This is a genomic window from Arthrobacter ulcerisalmonis, assembly GCF_900609065.1.
Lineage (GTDB): Bacteria > Actinomycetota > Actinomycetes > Actinomycetales > Micrococcaceae > Arthrobacter > Arthrobacter ulcerisalmonis.
Genome location: NZ_UXAU01000027.1, coordinates 1 through 16,303 on the forward strand (window position 1 = coordinate 1; position 16,303 = coordinate 16,303).

Below are 16,303 nucleotides of genomic sequence, written 5' to 3' on the forward strand. Positions count from 1 at the left end.
GCGCTAACTGCAGTTTTGACCCCTCAAAACTGCAGTTAGCGCTACCTACTTGGGGCGTCCAGAGAATCAGCCCAAACCCATCGCGTCCCGCACTTCGAAGAGGATGCGCCGAGTAGCCCGTTCGGCAGCGGCCGCGTCCCCGCTCGCCACCGCAGCGGCCACGTCTTCGTGCGCGCACAGGGCCTCGTCCCGTGGCTTGAACGGCATCAACCCCTGACGGGTTCGGCTGAGCAGAACCTCTGCCACCATGTCCTCCACCGCACGGAACATCTCATTTCCACAACTGCGCAACAGCAGCTGATGGAACTGGGTATCTACCACCAGGAACGCCTCGAGGTCGCCCGCTTCGCCAAGTCGTCGCAGCTCAGCGGCCAACGAGACGAGTTGCGCGCGTTCCACGGCACTGGCTCGCCGGGCGGCCCCGGCGGCCGCGATCGGCTCGACCGCGATCCGCAGCTCTGTCAGGCTGGCGTACTGGATATCCCGCCGCTCGGAGGCCAGCCGCCACCGGACCAGCTTGGGGTCGAAGACGTTCCACAAGGTGCGTTCCTGCACCACAATGCCCACGCGACGCCGCGAGTACACCAGGTTCATCGATTCGAGGACTTTCATGGTGTCCCGGGCAACGGTCCGGGAGATGCCAAATTCCTGTTGCAGACCCTCCAACGTGAGCCGCGTCCCCGGGGGCAGGCTCCCAGCCGCGATGGACTGGCCCAACGATTCGAGAACCCGGCCCTGGCCCATCGAGGAAGAACCGGCGTCGTCCGCCGCATTGTGTGTCTGTTGTGTCGCCGTCGACATCCCGCCATCCTTCTGTCCGTGCCAGGTTGCCTTACAAGGTTACCGAAAATTTGAAAAGGTATGACTTGTGACACGAATAGATATTACCTATAGCTCACAAAGGTGATACCTTATTTCGAAGCGCTGGTCCCTGCGGCCGCTCGATCACCGCTTCGATAGCCAAAGACGTCTTCCCGGAGGTATGACATGCAGAATTCCGCCACGCACCTGGTGGTGATGGGCGTTGCCGGATCTGGCAAAACCACCCTCGCAGCAGCACTGTCCCAACGCCTGGGCTGGGACTGCGCAGAGGCGGACGAATTCCACCCCCAAGGCAACATCGAGAAGATGAGCCAAGGTATCCCGCTCCAGGACGAAGACCGGTGGCCCTGGCTGCGGCAGATCCAGGAATGGATGACAGGCGAGGCGGAGCACGGGCGCAGTACCGTGCTCACCTGTTCAGCCCTGAAGCAGAGCTACCGCGCACTGCTGGCCGGCGCGGAAGGGCGGGTCCTGTTCCTGCACCTGGACGGCGCGCCGGACCTGCTCAGTGAACGCATGAGCGGACGCGTTGGCCATTTCATGCCGCCCACGCTGCTGCCCAGCCAACTCGCCACGTTGGAACCGCTCACCCAAGACGAGCTCGACGCCGGCAGCCTCCGCCTCGATATCGCACAGTCGCCCGAGGAGCTGGCCACCGCCGTCGTGGCCGCACTGAAGCTCCCCGTCACCCACTAACTGTCCGCATCACCCCTTCATCCCCCTGTTTCAAAGGAGAATCATGACCATCGAAGGATGGACTCAAACGCTGGGCGCGGGGCCGTTGCTGCTCATCGCTGCCGCGGCGATCATCGTCCTGCTGTTCCTCATCATCAAACTGCGGGTCCACGCATTGATTGCGCTGATCTTGGTCAGCCTGCTGACGGCCTTCGCCACCGGCATCCCCGCCAACCAGGTGGTGCCGGTCCTGATCAACGGCTTCGGCACCACACTGGGAACGGTAGCGTTGCTGGTGGGCCTCGGCGCCATGCTGGGGCGAATCGTTGAGACCTCCGGCGGTGCCAAGGTCCTGGCCGAGTACCTGATTGGCGTGTTCGGCGAGAAGCGGGCACCCTTCGCGCTGGGGTTGGCCTCGCTGATCTTCGGCTTCCCCATCTTCTTCGATGCCGGCCTGGTAGTCATGTTGCCAGTGGTCTTTGCTGTGGCGCATCGCCTGGGCGGTGGCGTGCTGCGCTACGGACTTCCCGCCGCAGGCGCGTTCTCCGTCATGCACATCTTCCTGCCGCCGCACCCGGGGCCGGTGTCGGCCAGTGCGTTCTTTGAAGCCAACATTGGCCTGGTCATGATCGCCGGCCTCATCACGGCCATCCCTACGTGGTATGTCACGTGCTACCTCTTTGGCCTGTACACCGGCCGCAAGCTGGTCCTGCCCGTTCCGGCAATCTTGGGGGAGGCCTCGGAGGATGCTGAGAACAACCCGCCGCGCTTCCGGACGATCGTTGGCCTGCTGCTCCTGCCGCTGGTCCTGATCTTCCTGAACACCGGGCTCAACACGCTGGCGTCGGCTGGCGTGCTTCCGGAAGGCGCCGCCAAGGAACAGTGGTTCCAGATCCTACGGACCGTCGGCGAAACCCCCGTGGCCCTGCTGATCGCCGTTCTTGTGGCCCTGTTCGTCCTGGGCGCCCGGCGCGGCAAGGACGCAGGCGCGTTGGAAGGATTGCTCGAATCTTCGCTCGGCCCCGTTTGCTCCGTCATCCTCATCACCGGCGCTGGCGGCATGTTTGGTGGGGTTCTGCGTGCCTCCGGTATTGGCCAAGCCCTGGCGGATGTACTGGGTGACCTGGGCATTCCGCTTATCTTGGCAGGCTTCCTGATCGCAGCCATTCTCCGCATCGCCCAGGGTTCGGCCACGGTGGCCCTGACCACCACAGCCGGCCTGATTGCACCCGGCGTGGCAATGGCGGGACTCAACGGGATGCAGGTTGCCGCGCTGGTCATCGCCGTGGCCGCCGGCTCTGTTGTGGTCTCACACGTGAACGATTCCGGCTTCTGGCTGGTGGGCCGTTTCTTCGGCATGGACGTCAAGACCACGCTGAAAACCTGGACCGTGTTGGAAACCCTCATTGGCGTGATGGGTTTCGGCATCGCGGCGGCCATCTTCCTGCTGGCGGGCGTCGGAGGGTAGCGTCCTGCGTGCCAAGGGTAGCGGCGGGGCGACGGGTGGGAACACCTGTTGGCCCGCCGTCGTTGTTCCTACGGCGCGTGAATTCCGCCGCAGAAGTTTCCCACGGCACCCCAGAAGGTGCGCACCAAGCAAAGGACACCCCCGTGACCGGCACCAGCCCAGGCACTCCCCGCACCATCGTGATCACCGGCGCCAGCGACGGGATCGGTGCCGCAGCAGCACGGACCCTTGCAAAGGCGGCGATAATGTGGTGGTGGTGGGCAGGTCCACCACCAAAACGAAGGCCTTGGCGCAGGAAATCGGTGCCGACTACTTCACGGCCGACTTCGCCGAGCTGGCCCAGGTCCGCCAACTCGCCGCAGACCTGAAAGCCAAATACCCGCGGATTGACGTGCTCGCCAACAACGCCGGCGGCATCATGGGCAAGCGAACCATCACCGTGGACGGCAATGAATCCACGTTCCAGATCAACCACCTGGCCCCGTTCCTGCTCACCACCGAGCTGATGGACACGCTGATCGCCAGCCGCGCCAAAGTCATCAACACCTCCAGCGCAGCCAACAGCTTCGGAAAACTGGACCTTTTCGACCTCACCTCCGAGCGCAAATACTCCACCAATCGCGCCTACGGCACCGGGAAACTGGCCAACATCCTGTTTACCAGCGAACTGCACCGCCGCTACAGCGAGCAGGGAATCACGACGGCGGCATTCCACCCAGGCGTGGTCCGCACCAATTTCGCAGCCGAGTCCACCAGCCCCATGCGGCACGCCTACAAAACGATCCTGAACCGCTTCATGCTGACCCCGGACCAGGGCGCGCAAACCCTGCTCTGGCTCATCAAAGGCACGGCAGGTACTGACTGGATTTCCGGGCTGTACTACGCCAAGAGTGCGCTGGCGAAAGCCAACAAGCAGGCGTACGACGCGACCCTGGCGAAAGATCTGTGGGACAAGAGCGTCGAGCTGGTAGCAGCCTAGAGGGCACCGTTCCGGGCCAGGGCCGCTCCGATCAAGCGGGCCCCTGCCGGGTATGCCCCCGGATTGGGCCCGGAGAAGTTGAGCCGGATGTACGGCCCGGCGGCTTCGGCGGGGAACCATTCGGTACCTGCGGCGATGACCACCCCGGCGTCCTCACAGTCCCGGGACAGGCGGGGCAGGTCCGTCCCATCCGGCAGTCGGTACCAGAGGTTGAGCCCGCCTTTGGGCAGTAGTTCCAGGTGGGCGTCAGGGACGTGCTCCCGCATGCTGTTCACCAGCAGGTCCCGCCGTGACTGCAGTTGTTGGCGCAAGCTCCGCAGGTGTGAGGACCATCCGGGTTGGGTCACCACGTCCAAGGCGGCAGCCTGCAGCAGCCCGCTGACGTACATCGATTCGGCGGCGCGGTGGGCCAAGATCCGCTCCCTGGCGGGACCGCGAGCAATCACCGCCGCGATCCGGACGGCGGTGGACACGCTCTTGGTCAGCGATCGGACGTACACCACGTGACCGGCGTCGTCCCTGGCAGCCACCGGCACCGGGTCCGAGGTGATGCCGAAATCGTGGGCCCAATCGTCTTCCACCAAAAAGGCGCCATGCCGCCGGACCACCGCCAGGATTTCTTCGCCCCGGCCCGGCGCCCACTGCGCTCCGGTGGGATTCGAATAGTTGGGCTGTGCGTAGAAGACCCGGGCGCCGGACTCCTCGAACGCGCGGTCCAGTTGCACGGGGTCGGGGCCGTCCGAACCGCTGGGCACCGGGATCAGCCGCACCCCTGTCTGGGCAGCGGCCAGGATGGCGCCCCAATAGCTCGGCGACTCGATCAACATCGGCTGTCCGGCTCCCACCAATGCCCGGAAAATGGAACTGAGGCCGCTCTGGCTTCCCGGCAGGACAATCACGTCGCTGGGCGTCGGCGGCGTGAACCCCGCGGGCGTCACGGAGCCCAGCTCATGCGCGAACCACGTTTGCAGCTCCTGCAGGCCTGCCGCGGGCGGCCTGTGCAGGGCCGCATCCCCGCGCGCGGCCCGGGTCAGTGCGGCACGAACCAGCCGTTCCGGCAGCAGCTCACGGTCCGGATAGCCCGAGTGGAAGGTGATCGCCTCGTGGGGCACGTTCCGCATGGTGCCGGACGACGGCGGCAACACAGTCTGCGGGGACCGTAAGGCAGCGGTCTGCCAGCCGTAGTCGGAGGGCCGGGCGGTGCGTACGGCCCGCACAAAGGTGCCCACGCCCGGTCGGCTCTCGATCAGTCCTTGGGCCGTCAGCGTCTGCAGCGCTTGTTGAACTGTCACGGGGCTGGCCCGGTACTCGGCAACGAGGGAGCGCGTCGAAGGCAGCCGGGCACCGGGAGCAGCAGTTGCGAGCCACTGTTTGAGTGCCACGACGATTCGCAAGCTGCTATCGTTAGTCATGAGAAGCAATAGTAGCGCTACTACAAATAATCGCCTAGCGCTATCCAGAAGTGGAGCCACTGGCGTCTGGTGGGGCCTGCTGGGCGTGCTCGCTTTCTCGTTCACAGTTCCCTTCACCCGGGTGGCTGTGGCTGGCCTTTCGCCGCTCTTTATTGGCTCTGGTCGAGCCGTGATCGCTGGGACGTTGGCGGCCGCCGCGCTTCTGCTCACCCGGCAACGGCTGCCCGCCCCGAGTGTCTGGGCACGCCTGGCGCTGGTGGCAGGGGGAGTGGTGATTGGCTTCCCCTTTCTGACCTCCTTTGCACTGACAACTGTTCCAGCGAGTCATGGCGCCGTGGTGATCGCACTCTTGCCCGCTGTCACTGCGGCAGCTGCTGTCCTCCGTACTGGTGAACGCCCGCCCTCAGCATTTTGGCTGGTCACGGCGTTGGGCTCGGTCGCGGCCGTGGGATTCGCCGTCCTGCAGTCCGGCGGAATTGATCACCTACAGCTTGCCGACGCGCTGCTCCTTGGCGCGGTTGTCTGCGCCGCCGTGGGATATGCCGAGGGCGGCCTGTTGTCCCGTGAGATCGGGTCGTGGCAGACCATTGCCTGGGCGCTCATTCTTGCCATGCCCCTGATGCTGCTGTTGACCGGCGTCTCTCTTGCCGTCCAACCGCCCTCAGCCACGCCTCTCCAGTGGGCTGCCTTTGGGTACCTGGGGGTGGTGAGTATGTTCCTGGGTTTCCTGGCCTGGTACCGCGGGCTGGCCATCGGTCCCATGAGCCAGGTCAGCCAGATCCAGTTGGTCCAGCCTGTGCTGAGCATCTGTTGGGCAGCGCTCCTGCTGGGGGAAGCGCTGCCTTGGACAACGTGGGTGGCGGGGCTGGGTGTTGTGGCGTGCGCCTACGCGGCCATCAGGATCCGGGTCCGCGCACCGAACCGCGATCCCGAGCCCGCACAAACGCCCGTCCACTAATCGCGATCCACAAGCAGAGGAATATTCGATGTACACCCCAACCCACTTCGCCGCCGACCAGGCAGCCATCACGGCGCTCTTGACGAGCCCGTCTGCAGCCAACCTGGTGACCATGACAGAGCATGGCCTGTTGGCCACCCTGCTGCCGTTCGTGTTCGATCCGGATGCGGGGGAGCATGGCGCGCTGCAGTCCCACGTGGCCCGGAATAATCCGCAGTGGTCCACGCCGGTCGTGGGGGAAGCGCTGGCCATCATCCAAGGCCCAGATGCGTACATTTCGCCGGGCTGGTATCCGTCCAAGGCCGAACATGGCCGTGTGGTGCCGACCTGGAACTACTCCACCGCGCATGTTTACGGCCGCCTGGTGATTCACGATGACCCCGACTGGCTGGCCCACCACGTCCGTCTCCTGTCCGGGCTGAACGAATCGGGCCGGGATCACCCGTGGGCTGTGGACGACGCCCCCGAGAAGTTCATTGCCGGCCAGTTGCGCGCCATCGTGGGGGTGGAACTGGTGATCACCCGGATCGAGGCAAAGGAGAAGCTCAGCCAGAACCGGTCTGCGGCGGATGCCGCGGGCGTGGCGGCGGGGCTTCGCGCCGCCGGGCAGGAGGCAAGCGCCGCAGCCGTGGAGCGGGTCCGCGGCTGCCCGGTCACCTGACCGCGGGCAGCACCACACGGAAGCCAATCACGGATAAACGCTCGACGGCGGCGCCCGGCACCAGCCGTCGTCGTACGTCCGCAGGAAGTCCCCACGAAAAGTGGTCCGCTGGAAGGAACCCGCGAGAGGCACGCCGCCGGAAGTCACCCAACGTAAGAAACGTTCATTATGAACAACTACTTATGTTTTTGACGCCCGAAATTCGGGGACTGTGCTAATTTCGGCTCTGGCGACGTGCACTTCTTCGGCATCGGTCGCACCCCTGAGATCCTTGGAGATTTTGTGCACCCCTCAACACCCCCGTCGCAGGCGCCTGCTGCCGCGACTCCAGCTGCCGCGGCACCCGAGCCGGGACTTCGCCGTTCTATGGGCCCACGGCACCTGGTGATGATCGCCATGGGCGGGGTGATCGGCTCCGGCCTGTTCCTCAGCTCTGGCTACACCATCTCCCAGGCTGGGCCGTTGGGGGCAGTGCTGGCGTACCTTGTGGGCGCGTTCGTGGTGTACCTGGTGATGGCGTGCCTGGGCGAATTGGCCATTGCCTATCCGGTGTCCGGCGCGTTCCACATCTATGCCGCCCGATCCATTGGCCCGGCCACAGGGTTCACCACCGCGTGGTTGTACTGGTTGTGCTGGGCGGTGGCTATCGGCTCGGAGTTCACCGCTTCCGGTCTGCTGATGCAGCGCTGGTTCCCGGACGTGGCCGTATGGGTGTGGTGCTTGGTCTTCGCCGCGGTCCTGTTTGGCTTCAACGCGGTTTCGGCAAAGTTCTTTGGCGAGTCCGAGTTCTGGTTCGCCATCATCAAGGTCAGCGCCATCATCGGCCTGATCGTGTTGGGCGGTGCGGCCCTGTTCGGCATCCGGCCGTTGAGCGACGGCGGCAGCCACCCTGTCCTGTTCGAGAACTTCGCCACTGAGGGCGGACTGTTTCCCAACGGGTTTACCGGCGTCTTCGTCACCGTCCTGGCCGTGTTTTACGCGTTCTCCGGTTCCGAACTGATCGGCGTCGCCGCTGGTGAAACCAGGGACCCGGCCACCAGCATCCCCAAAGCCATGCGCACCACCGTGATCCGGCTGCTGATCTTTTTCGTGGGGGCCATCGCTGTCATCGCTGCCACCATTCCGTATACCGAGGTGGGCCTGGACGAGAGCCCGTTCGTCACTGTCTTCTCCGCGATCGGCATCCCCTTCGCGGCCGACATCATGAACTTCGTCATCATCACCGCCCTGCTCTCAGCCGGGAACAGCGGCCTGTTCTCCTGCGCCCGGATGCTGTACTCGCTGGCCGATGAGGGGCACGCGCCGCGCGCGTTTCGCCGCCTCACCCGCCGCGGCATCCCGTTGATTGCCCTTTCTGTCAGCATGGTGGGCGGCATCGCGTCCCTGATCAGCAGCGTGGTGGCGCCCGAATCGGTGTACCTGATGCTGGTATCCGTGGCTGGATTCGCCGTGGTGGCCGTATGGATGTCCATCACCGCATCGCATTTCTTCCACCGCCGCGCGTTTGTCCGCAACGGTGGCGACGTCTTGGCGCTCAGTTACAGGGCGCCGCTTTACCCTCTCGTGCCCATCCTGGCGTTCACTCTCTGCGTGGTATCGCTGATCGGCATCGCGCTGGACCCCAACCAGGTGGCTGCCCTCTACTTCGGCGTCCCGTTCGTGGTTGCCTGCTACGCCTGGTTCTATTTCCGGCACGGCAGGAAACGTCCGACGGCGGCCGCCGGGTTGGGCGGTCGCGGCACCGTGGGAGAATAGGGCGCAGTCACCGGCCAGGAGGAGAACAACGCGTGGACCCGTCCGCTGAAGCAAATCCGAGCGGCGAGGCGTCCTCGATGGCGCAGGGACTGCGTATCCTCAGGCACGTGGTGGACCAGGAGCTGCGGGGCCGGCCGCTACCCAGCGTTTCCCAAGTGGCAGCCGCATTGGCGCTAGACCAGAGCCGGGTCTCGCGGTTGACGCAGGAACTTTGCGCGATGGGGCTCCTGGAGCGTGAGGAACGCGGACCGTTCCGTGCCGGGCCGCAGTACTTTGGCTTGGCGGCTGCACTGGACAGCGGCTGGGTGCGTGCGGCCAGGCCGGAGTTGGAACGGCTGGTGTCCCATTTTGGCCTGCGCGCCAGGCTCTCCGTCAGGGACGGCTTTCGGGTGACGCTGCTCCGGCATTCCAGCAACGATGCCGTTCCCGGCGGCTTTGAGCAGCCTGGGATGGTGACGCCGGTGTGGTGCACGGGTGCCGGCCGTGCACTCCTGTGGGACCTGGACCGCGCCGGCCTCGAGTCGCTGCTGGCGGAGGTGAACTTCATTGGCGTGGGCGGGCCTGGCGCTGCTCACTCGGTGGGTGAGGTCTGGGACCTGATGGTCCGCGATATTGCGGCCGGTTTCGTTGCTGCAGACGAGGAGTTCGAGCACCACATTCTGGAGCTGGCCGTGCCGGTGCGAGACGCCAGTGGGGCTATCGTGGCGTCGCTGAGCGTGCTGGGAGACCGGTCACTGGCGGATGCTGAGTCTGTAGCGTCGGTGCTTTGGGAGTCGGCTCGCCGGCTGGGCGCGGTGGCAGGATGACGCTGCGTGCGCGCCTCCGGGTTCTTAGCCAGCTACGGACTAGTTAGCGGTCCGCTCAATGAGCAGTTTGATGCTCGATGAGGATGCCGCGATCTCAATGCTGCCCTGGTCAGTCGACACAGCAACAACACGTCCTCGTGGGTACACCAGCCACGGCGCTCTTACCTCGTCGTCGACGATTTGTGGCTCTGAGTAGCTGGCAACTGGACCCGCTACGGAGCCTATGACCCCTGTCTTGGCTTGAAAGAGGATTTTGCCTGGCTGCGCTTCCGCGTCCCCAAACGCCCACCTTCGTTTGAAGGCGGAACCTTGCTCGCGCTGGGCACATTCAAATAATCCTCGCTCCGCATCCTTGGCGATTCGTCTTTTCTTCGACGGAGCCAACAGCGCTTCGAATACCAAACTGGCCGCTACAACGACCGGGATGATGGCGGCCACGGCAAGCAAAAAACCGATATGTTCTTGCAGACGCAGCGCTGCAAATACCAATATGACGCCCAGGATTGAGTTGGGAACATTGGCGGCCTGCAGCTTCTCAAGTCGCCCTTTGGGTGCGGGACTCAGATTCTGTTCTTGCATGCCCACCGCCTTTCTGTCGCGTCTTCACACTGTGACCACCAGCTTTCCAGAGACTGACCCGTCTTCCATATCCTGGTGTGCCTGGACGATTTCATCGAAGGCGTACGTCTTGCCGATGGGTACAGTTACGTGACCGGATTCCACAGCGTCCAAGAATTGTTGGAGGACTTCCGGCGGCAAGTCGGCTGCTTCGCCGGAATAGGCGGTGAGCCTCACCCCGTTGGGGATGAAATCGATGGGGTAGAAATCCTTCACGGTCCATTGGTCGGCCAGCATGCCGGTGAAGCACACCGTTCCATGGACCGCAGTGGCACGAAGCGTGTCTTGAAGGGTCAACGTTCCCACCAGCTCCACAGCCCCGTCCACGCCGAGCGGGAAAAGTGAGCGGACCTCTGTTGCTATGGTGCCAGTGTCGATGATGACGTGATCCACGCCCGCGGCGAGTAGGGCCTTGGCCTTGCCCTGGTTCCGCGTTGTGGCAAGGACAGTCATGCCCTGGCCTTTGGCGAGGACTGCTGTGGCTAAGCCAATCGAGGATGTTCCCCCGCGAATCAGGAGGGTGCTTCCGGGGAGTGCGTTGACTCCTACGGTCAGAGAACCGTTGGCGGTCTGCAGCATCTCCGGTACGGCGCCAATAATGTCCCAGTGGAGATTGCTGTGAAAAGGGATGACGCTGCTTGCCGGAGCCAGCACGTACTCCGCGTAGCCACCGTCAATTGTCCTGCCCAGTCCTCCCATGAGTGCGGCCACCTGTGTTCCAGCGTCGAATTCACCGCCGGGTGCGTGAATAACCACCCCCGTCGCTTCAATGCCCGGAACGCGTGGGAAGGAACCAAAAGTGCCTAATCCTTGGCGGAAGTGCAGCTCCGACCTGTTGAGACCAAAAGCGTGGACCTTGATCAGTACCCATCCGGGTCTGGCCACGGGGACGGGCATCGAGCGGATTTTCAGAGCATCTGGACTCCCAGGGCCATCGAGTACAACGGCTCGCATCAGTTCAGGCATGGGTTTCCTGCTTTCGTTGTTGGGTGGACGTTCGTGATGGGGCCATGGCCATCGGCAGGATCTGGGAGGCCGTGCTCTTCAGTGATGTGACCACTGGACATCAGGAAATGCGTGTCGCAGGATCCTGATGATTTTGAGGTAGCCGCTTAGATCCTGGAGCGGTTCTGGCAGGAAGGGCACATGGAAGGTCGAGGACGGTGAGATGATCTCAGCACCGATATTTTCGTCGGCTGAATTGATGAATTCAACGAAACGGTCCATGCGTCCACGGAGTTCCTCCGTCATGTGTTGTTTTTTCACGTTTTTAGTTGACTAGGGCATTTGGCGTTGCTTTGCGGCCGCAGACCGATCGGCACTTCGCAACCGGCCAAGAAGATCTTCGAGATCGTGGGCTGCCTGTTCGCTAAGCACAGGATTCAACCGCACGTTCAGCTCGGTGTCGACGGTCTGCCTTGCCTGTGCCAGCAGCGTCCGGCCCTCGGCTGTCAGTTCGATGAGGGAGGACCTGCGATCGTCAGGGTTTGTTCTCCGACGGCAATGTCCGGCCTCTTCAATCCGGTCAATGAGTTTGCTCGTGCCCCCGACGGTAATCGCAAGAGCCGCGGCCACATCAAAAACCCGGCATGCACCGAGCCGATCGACGACGGCCATTGGTTCAAATCTGCTCATAGGGAGGCCGTGCATATTGCGCAAGGCGCCATCGAGGGCGTCCCACAGCTCAGTTTCCAGTCGAGTCAATTCGCTGAAGAGAGGGTAGAGAGATCGAGCTTCGGTGTCCTGGTTCATCGTGTAAGGTTAGCAGTTTGATTCCATGGAACCTAGTTCTAAGGAATTGAAATTACACGGCGAAGAGGCCGCAAAGTTTGGGATTTTGACAGCGCCGGCCTAGAGCTGTCGCGGGCAGAGGCGAACTTCATTGGCGTGGGCTGGCCTGGTGCTGCTCACTCGGTGATTCAAGGCGCCTATGGTGAGCCTGGATCAGCTTTCAGTTACGACTACGCAAGAGTACAGTCCGGCGAAATGGTAATTCGAGCGAAACCGAGTCTCGCTGGTTCCGTAGCGGGCTCAGCGGTGACGTACACGGATCCGCAGGTTAAGGGCAAGGCGCCTCTACCAGAGAAGGTCGAGGTTGAGCAGGTTAATGCCGCGCCTGACAGACAGCCACTCATGAATGGCTTCGTCCAGGTCTGCTTCATGCCCCGCGAGCCCGAGCCGTTTAATATCTGTTGACGTGGTGGCGATATGGTCGTGTCCGTCCTGCGGTGCGCCGTGCGAACATGCTGAGCACATCAGCCGAATACCGGACCAATCGTCGAACCCGAGTCCTCGCTGGTCGAACAGCTCCGACAATACTTGGATATCTTCGTCGGAAGCACCGACAACCTGAGCGTGCCAGGTCGGAAGGCCTGACTCTTCAAGACGTCCAAGCTCGTCAAAGACGGACACTTCCCTTCCTTCGAGCAGGCGAGTGCCTTTGGGTTCGCCATCGTGCAGCACTACATCTCGGAATCGGTGTCCTGTCTCCGGCAGGGGAACGCTCGCGATGACGGCATGGGCCGGACTCCGTCGCCAACCCCAGACCACCGCAGTCTCACCTGTCGAAAAGAGCGCCTGATGAGGGATGCTCGACTCGTCAGGATTGAGCCGGACAGGCGCCAGGCCGAAGTCCGTATCTATAGGCCCGGACTCGGTCAGAAACTTATCCAGCCCATAAGCGCCCCAGGCATCCCTAGCGGTGGCCCAATCGCCTACGGCTGTTGATGCGATGCCGAGATTCCAGGCAGCAGGGTTGAGCCCGCTGAACTCCTCCGCATCCTTTGGGGTGAAGAGCGTCAATGCCCGCGCATTGCGTTCTAGGCTCTCGGACCAGTTACCAAGGGCCTTGGACAGCAAACCTGCTTGGAACCAGACGTAGTAGGACTCCGGCATCAGTTCCAGCAGTTCGGAAGCAAGCAGTGCGGCGCGGCCTGCGTCCTCGGCCTCATCCGCAACCTTCCATTCGGACCACACTTCACGTACTGTCCGCTTCTTCCTCAACGCCGTCCATTTAGGTCCCATCATCGGAACAGTACCAACGCACGCGGCTCTGCCGGAGCGCCACGCGCAGCGAGAAACATACGACGGAAGCGCGCTAGAACATTCCCCGGTGGTCCCAGCCCAAAATTCAGTGGAGCCACCAGACGTGGATCTTCTTCGCTCCTTGGATTCCGCGGCCAGCATCACGGAACCGACGCTGTTTTGAGTGCCGCTTCGGATGAAACTGGATGCGGGAACTTTTCGGGAGGCATCGGACACTACTAGGTATGAACTACTTGGGGGCACTGGATGCTGAGTTATGGGAAAGGTGCGTGGAGGGGGATGCCGATGCACTGGGCGTGCTGTTTGACCGGCACTCCGATGCTGTCTTCCGGTATTGCTTGAGTCGGACCGGATCGTGGCACGATGCCGAAGAGCTCGTATCGATCACGTTCATGGAGGCCTGGCGGCAACGGAGGACGCTGGTCCTGCAACGGGATTCCCTGCTGCCGTGGCTACTCGGCGTCGCTACGAACGCGGCGAGGAACAGTGCCCGGACGTCTCGCCGGTATGAACAGTTCATGGGCCGGTTGCCTCATTCGTCTTCGGTTCCGGATCACTCCGCCGCAGCGGATGAGCGGATGGACACCGAGAGGCAGGTGCAGGACCTGCTTGCTGGGACCACGGGTCTCACTGATGGTGAGCGGGATGTCTTACTCCTCTGTGCCATGAATGGCTGCAGCTATCAACAGGCGGCCGAATCGCTGGGAATTCGGCTCGGTACCGTCCGTTCCCGACTGAACCGGGCGAAAAAGAAGCTCCGCTCCGCCGCCCCTCATCTCCTTCAACAATCCAGCGCAACGCCCCTGGAATCGAGGCAGTCATGAATTTTTCAGACGTCCAGTATCCGCAGGACACGAAGCAGGCCGTGCGCGCGCTGCTCCTTCAGGAAGCGCGCCGGGAACCCAAGCGCGTCCCGTGGTGGCGTAAACCCGCGGCCCTGACTTTCGCCGGGGTTGTTGTCGCAGGCACGACGGCGGCCGGAATCTACGTCGCGATGGCGCCGGTGGAGGACAAGAGGGACATCCGCTGCTACTACCAGGCTGATCTCACCGCCACGTACCCGGTCGAGACTTCACCTGGGGACACCAAGCCTCCGTACATAACGACCGGAATTATGGAGGTCGGGTTCGATGCAAGCAACAACCCCACTCCGGAGGACCCCAACGCCGGAATGATGCAGGTCAGCGACCCCATCACCAGCTGCGCGAACCTCTGGGACACGAACGCCATGAACCCGAACGGTATTACCGACAACCTCATCCCCGACGGGTTTATCACCCCCGCACCCAAGCAGGCCCCCGAGGAATGGAATGGCCTGGACACCGATGCAAACGGAAACCCAATGCTCAGTGGAGGAACCTTGGTCACCTCCGGACACTACGTCCCCGAACTCACAGCCTGCGTCGTTGACAACACCGTCGCAGTCATTCCCGGGCCTGCTGAGGTTTGCGCCAAGCTCGGCATCCCCACCCTCGAAAAATAACCAAGACCTACAGAAGAGGCAGGCCATGAAGAAGTCCACCACTACACTCAGCCTGGCAGCGCTTATCGCTACCGGCGGGATTTACTACACCTCAACTGCACTCGCCAGCGCGTTCGCGGCAGAATCTGATCAACCTGCCGTCGTTGACTCCCAAGCGGCGGCGCTGACAAGAGACGCGATCTACGGAGCAACCCCCGGCCCATCCGTGGCGGCTGCATCCTTCGCTGATCTGGCACCTGTTGCCGTGAACGATCAACGAGAAATCCGCTGCTACTTCCGCGCCGACCTCTCCTCCGAATATCAGGTTGAGGGGTCTCCCCAGTCCCCGCTGCCCCCGTTTGTGGGGACAGGAATTGAACAAGTTGGATTTGACGCCAGAACCAGCCCAACGCCCGGAGATCCCAGCTCCGGACTCGTCCAAGTGGCCGATCCCATCAATCAGTGCAGCCGCGTCTGGGACTTTGGGGACATGATCCTGAACGGAATCAACCAGGAACTGGTCCCCGATGATTTTGTCTCGCCACACCCGGGAATTCCCGATGAACGTACCTTGGCTGAGCCAGCCAAAGACCAGAACGGCAACCCTCTGTACGCCGATGCCGCCATCCGGACCTTCGGTAACTTCATCCCTTTTCTGACGGAATGCGTCGTTGACGGAAAAGTGGCCGTCATTCCAGGTCTGGCGAGCGTCTGCAATGCCCTGGGCGTACCCGCGCTCGCTGGCAACTAAAGTCCCAGGTTGCCTGGGGCTGCAGGGGTAGTATTCCCGGGGCGTCTCAGCATGCCGGACGGTAGCCCAGCCGAGACTCCAGCCACCTGCTGTGCTCCAGGAGTTCCGCGGCGCAGCTTTCTCGCTTAGGTTCCAGTGCGGTCCGGGTGCCGACAATCTGCAGTGCCGCCACCACGTCGCCCTTGAAGTCATGGATGGGAGCGGCCAAGGAGTAGAGGCCGGGCTCGGCTTCCTGGTCCACCACTGAGTAGCCGCGCACCTTGGCCGCGGCCAAGCGCCCCAGGAAATCGCCGACGTCGGCCGGCGTGTTGGGCCCGTGCCGCACGAAGTCGACGCCGGCGAAGACGTTGCGAATCTCGTCCGGCGATGCTTCCCACAGCATCGCCTGGCCAGCGTCGCTGCAATAGGCCGGGTAGGGACGGCCCAGCCACGAGCCCACCAACTTGCTCTCGGTGGGGACGCTTTCGCCGATGGTGACGGTGCTGTTGCCTTGCAGAACGCCGAGGAAACAGGCTTCGCCGGTGGCTGCGGCTAGCCGGTCCAGCGCCGTCGTCCCGTCCGTCTGCAGGCGCCGGACGGTGAGCTGTTGTGCGGCGGTGAGTACGGACCAGTCCAGGGTGAAGGTTCGCTGGCCCGTTTTGGCGAGGAATCCGGCCTGCTGTCCGCTGCGCAGCGTGCGGGAAACCTGGCTGCGGTCCTTGCCCAGGTCCGCGGCGATGTCCGCCACCGTTCCGCCGCGCTGCCCGGCCGTATGCCGCGCCCCCACCGCCAGCAGGGACTGGATTCCACGGCCCATGCTGGAAGTTGTCGACATGGTGCCGAGTCTAATCGAGCGCCAGAAGGCAGCCTTGGACGCACTTTGTCATGATCGTTAACGGCATGAAGACTTGC

17 protein-coding genes and 1 pseudogene are annotated in these 16,303 nt (G+C 63.1%); 10 read left to right on the top strand and 8 right to left on the bottom strand.

From position 1 onward, the window contains the following. Positions 1 to 66: 66 nt before the first annotated feature. Complete coding sequence (locus PSET11_RS10110) at positions 67 to 801, bottom strand: FadR/GntR family transcriptional regulator (RefSeq protein WP_124091983.1); 735 nt, start codon at positions 799 to 801, stop codon at positions 67 to 69. 186 nt (positions 802 to 987) lie between these two features. Between PSET11_RS10110 and PSET11_RS10115 the strand changes: the two genes are divergently transcribed. The 3 genes and pseudogenes from PSET11_RS10115 to PSET11_RS10125 all read left to right on the top strand — a co-directional run bounded on the left by PSET11_RS10115 (position 988) and on the right by PSET11_RS10125 (position 3,944). Beyond that, positions 988 to 1,518: a gluconokinase gene (locus PSET11_RS10115; protein WP_124091984.1), complete on the top strand. Its 531-nt coding sequence runs from the start codon at positions 988 to 990 to the stop codon at positions 1,516 to 1,518. A gap of 43 nt (positions 1,519 to 1,561) precedes the next feature. Further along, entirely contained in the window at positions 1,562 to 2,965 is a 1,404-nt protein-coding gene (locus PSET11_RS10120; RefSeq protein ID WP_124091985.1) for a GntP family permease, read from the top strand. 179 nt (positions 2,966 to 3,144) lie between these two features. Then, positions 3,145 to 3,944, top strand: a pseudogene (locus tag PSET11_RS10125) (SDR family NAD(P)-dependent oxidoreductase). Here PSET11_RS10125 and PSET11_RS10130 read toward each other — a convergent pair. Further along, positions 3,941 to 5,356 carry an aminotransferase-like domain-containing protein gene (locus tag PSET11_RS10130; RefSeq protein ID WP_124091986.1) on the bottom strand — a complete coding sequence of 472 codons (1,416 nt, stop codon included), beginning with the start codon at positions 5,354 to 5,356 and terminating at the stop codon, positions 3,941 to 3,943. The pseudogene PSET11_RS10125 and the gene PSET11_RS10130 overlap by 4 nt on opposite strands. Here PSET11_RS10130 and PSET11_RS10135 point away from each other — a divergent pair. From PSET11_RS10135 to PSET11_RS10150, 4 genes are all read left to right on the top strand, one after another. Next, complete coding sequence (locus tag PSET11_RS10135; RefSeq protein WP_124091987.1) at positions 5,355 to 6,314, top strand: DMT family transporter; 960 nt, start codon at positions 5,355 to 5,357, stop codon at positions 6,312 to 6,314. The two genes, PSET11_RS10130 and PSET11_RS10135, sit on opposite strands and share 2 nt — an antisense overlap. Positions 6,315 to 6,342: 28 nt before the next feature. Continuing rightward, entirely contained in the window at positions 6,343 to 6,975 is a 633-nt protein-coding gene (locus PSET11_RS10140; RefSeq protein ID WP_124091988.1) for an FMN-binding negative transcriptional regulator, read from the top strand. 282 nt (positions 6,976 to 7,257) lie between these two features. Further along, positions 7,258 to 8,730 carry an amino acid permease gene (locus tag PSET11_RS10145; RefSeq protein WP_124091989.1) on the top strand — a complete coding sequence of 491 codons (1,473 nt, stop codon included), beginning with the start codon at positions 7,258 to 7,260 and terminating at the stop codon, positions 8,728 to 8,730. A 77-nt stretch (positions 8,731 to 8,807) separates the two neighbouring features. Continuing rightward, entirely contained in the window at positions 8,808 to 9,536 is a 729-nt protein-coding gene (locus PSET11_RS10150; RefSeq protein ID WP_124092010.1) for an IclR family transcriptional regulator, read from the top strand. A gap of 39 nt (positions 9,537 to 9,575) precedes the next feature. Here the strand turns inward: PSET11_RS10150 and PSET11_RS10155 are convergent, their stop codons facing one another. The 5 genes from PSET11_RS10155 to PSET11_RS10175 all read right to left on the bottom strand — a co-directional run bounded on the left by PSET11_RS10155 (position 9,576) and on the right by PSET11_RS10175 (position 13,130). Continuing rightward, positions 9,576 to 10,115, bottom strand: coding sequence for a hypothetical protein (locus tag PSET11_RS10155; protein ID WP_124091990.1), 540 nt, complete (start codon positions 10,113 to 10,115; stop codon positions 9,576 to 9,578). A gap of 24 nt (positions 10,116 to 10,139) precedes the next feature. After that, the gene (locus PSET11_RS10160; RefSeq protein WP_238989106.1) at positions 10,140 to 11,051 is read right to left on the bottom strand and encodes a zinc-binding dehydrogenase; all 912 of its coding nucleotides are present in this window, start codon (positions 11,049 to 11,051) and stop codon (positions 10,140 to 10,142) included. A 147-nt stretch (positions 11,052 to 11,198) separates the two neighbouring features. Continuing rightward, entirely contained in the window at positions 11,199 to 11,405 is a 207-nt protein-coding gene (locus PSET11_RS10165) for a nuclear transport factor 2 family protein (protein WP_124091992.1), read from the bottom strand. 27 nt (positions 11,406 to 11,432) lie between these two features. After that, a complete protein-coding gene (locus tag PSET11_RS10170) occupies positions 11,433 to 11,906 on the bottom strand; it encodes a MarR family winged helix-turn-helix transcriptional regulator (RefSeq protein ID WP_124091993.1) in 474 nt (157 codons plus the stop codon). Between the two features lie 324 nt (positions 11,907 to 12,230). Further along, a complete protein-coding gene (locus PSET11_RS10175) occupies positions 12,231 to 13,130 on the bottom strand; it encodes a tetratricopeptide repeat protein (RefSeq protein WP_124091994.1) in 900 nt (299 codons plus the stop codon). Between the two features lie 338 nt (positions 13,131 to 13,468). Here PSET11_RS10175 and PSET11_RS10180 point away from each other — a divergent pair, with 338 nt between their 5' ends. Genes PSET11_RS10180 through PSET11_RS10190 form a run of 3 tightly spaced genes read left to right on the top strand, consistent with a single transcriptional unit; the run spans position 13,469 to position 15,412 of the window. Continuing rightward, complete coding sequence (locus PSET11_RS10180) at positions 13,469 to 14,023, top strand: RNA polymerase sigma factor (RefSeq protein ID WP_160118980.1); 555 nt, start codon at positions 13,469 to 13,471, stop codon at positions 14,021 to 14,023. Beyond that, positions 14,020 to 14,682, top strand: a complete 663-nt coding sequence (locus PSET11_RS10185) for a hypothetical protein (RefSeq protein WP_124091996.1) — start codon at positions 14,020 to 14,022, stop codon at positions 14,680 to 14,682. The genes PSET11_RS10180 and PSET11_RS10185 overlap by 4 nt, the downstream gene beginning before the upstream one ends. A 25-nt stretch (positions 14,683 to 14,707) precedes the next feature. Beyond that, the gene (locus PSET11_RS10190; protein ID WP_124091997.1) at positions 14,708 to 15,412 is read left to right on the top strand and encodes a hypothetical protein; all 705 of its coding nucleotides are present in this window, start codon (positions 14,708 to 14,710) and stop codon (positions 15,410 to 15,412) included. 46 nt (positions 15,413 to 15,458) lie between these two features. On the opposite strand, the gene PSET11_RS10195 is transcribed toward PSET11_RS10190, so the two are convergent. Next, positions 15,459 to 16,226, bottom strand: a complete 768-nt coding sequence (locus PSET11_RS10195) for an IclR family transcriptional regulator (protein ID WP_124091998.1) — start codon at positions 16,224 to 16,226, stop codon at positions 15,459 to 15,461. Positions 16,227 to 16,303 lie beyond the last annotated feature (77 nt).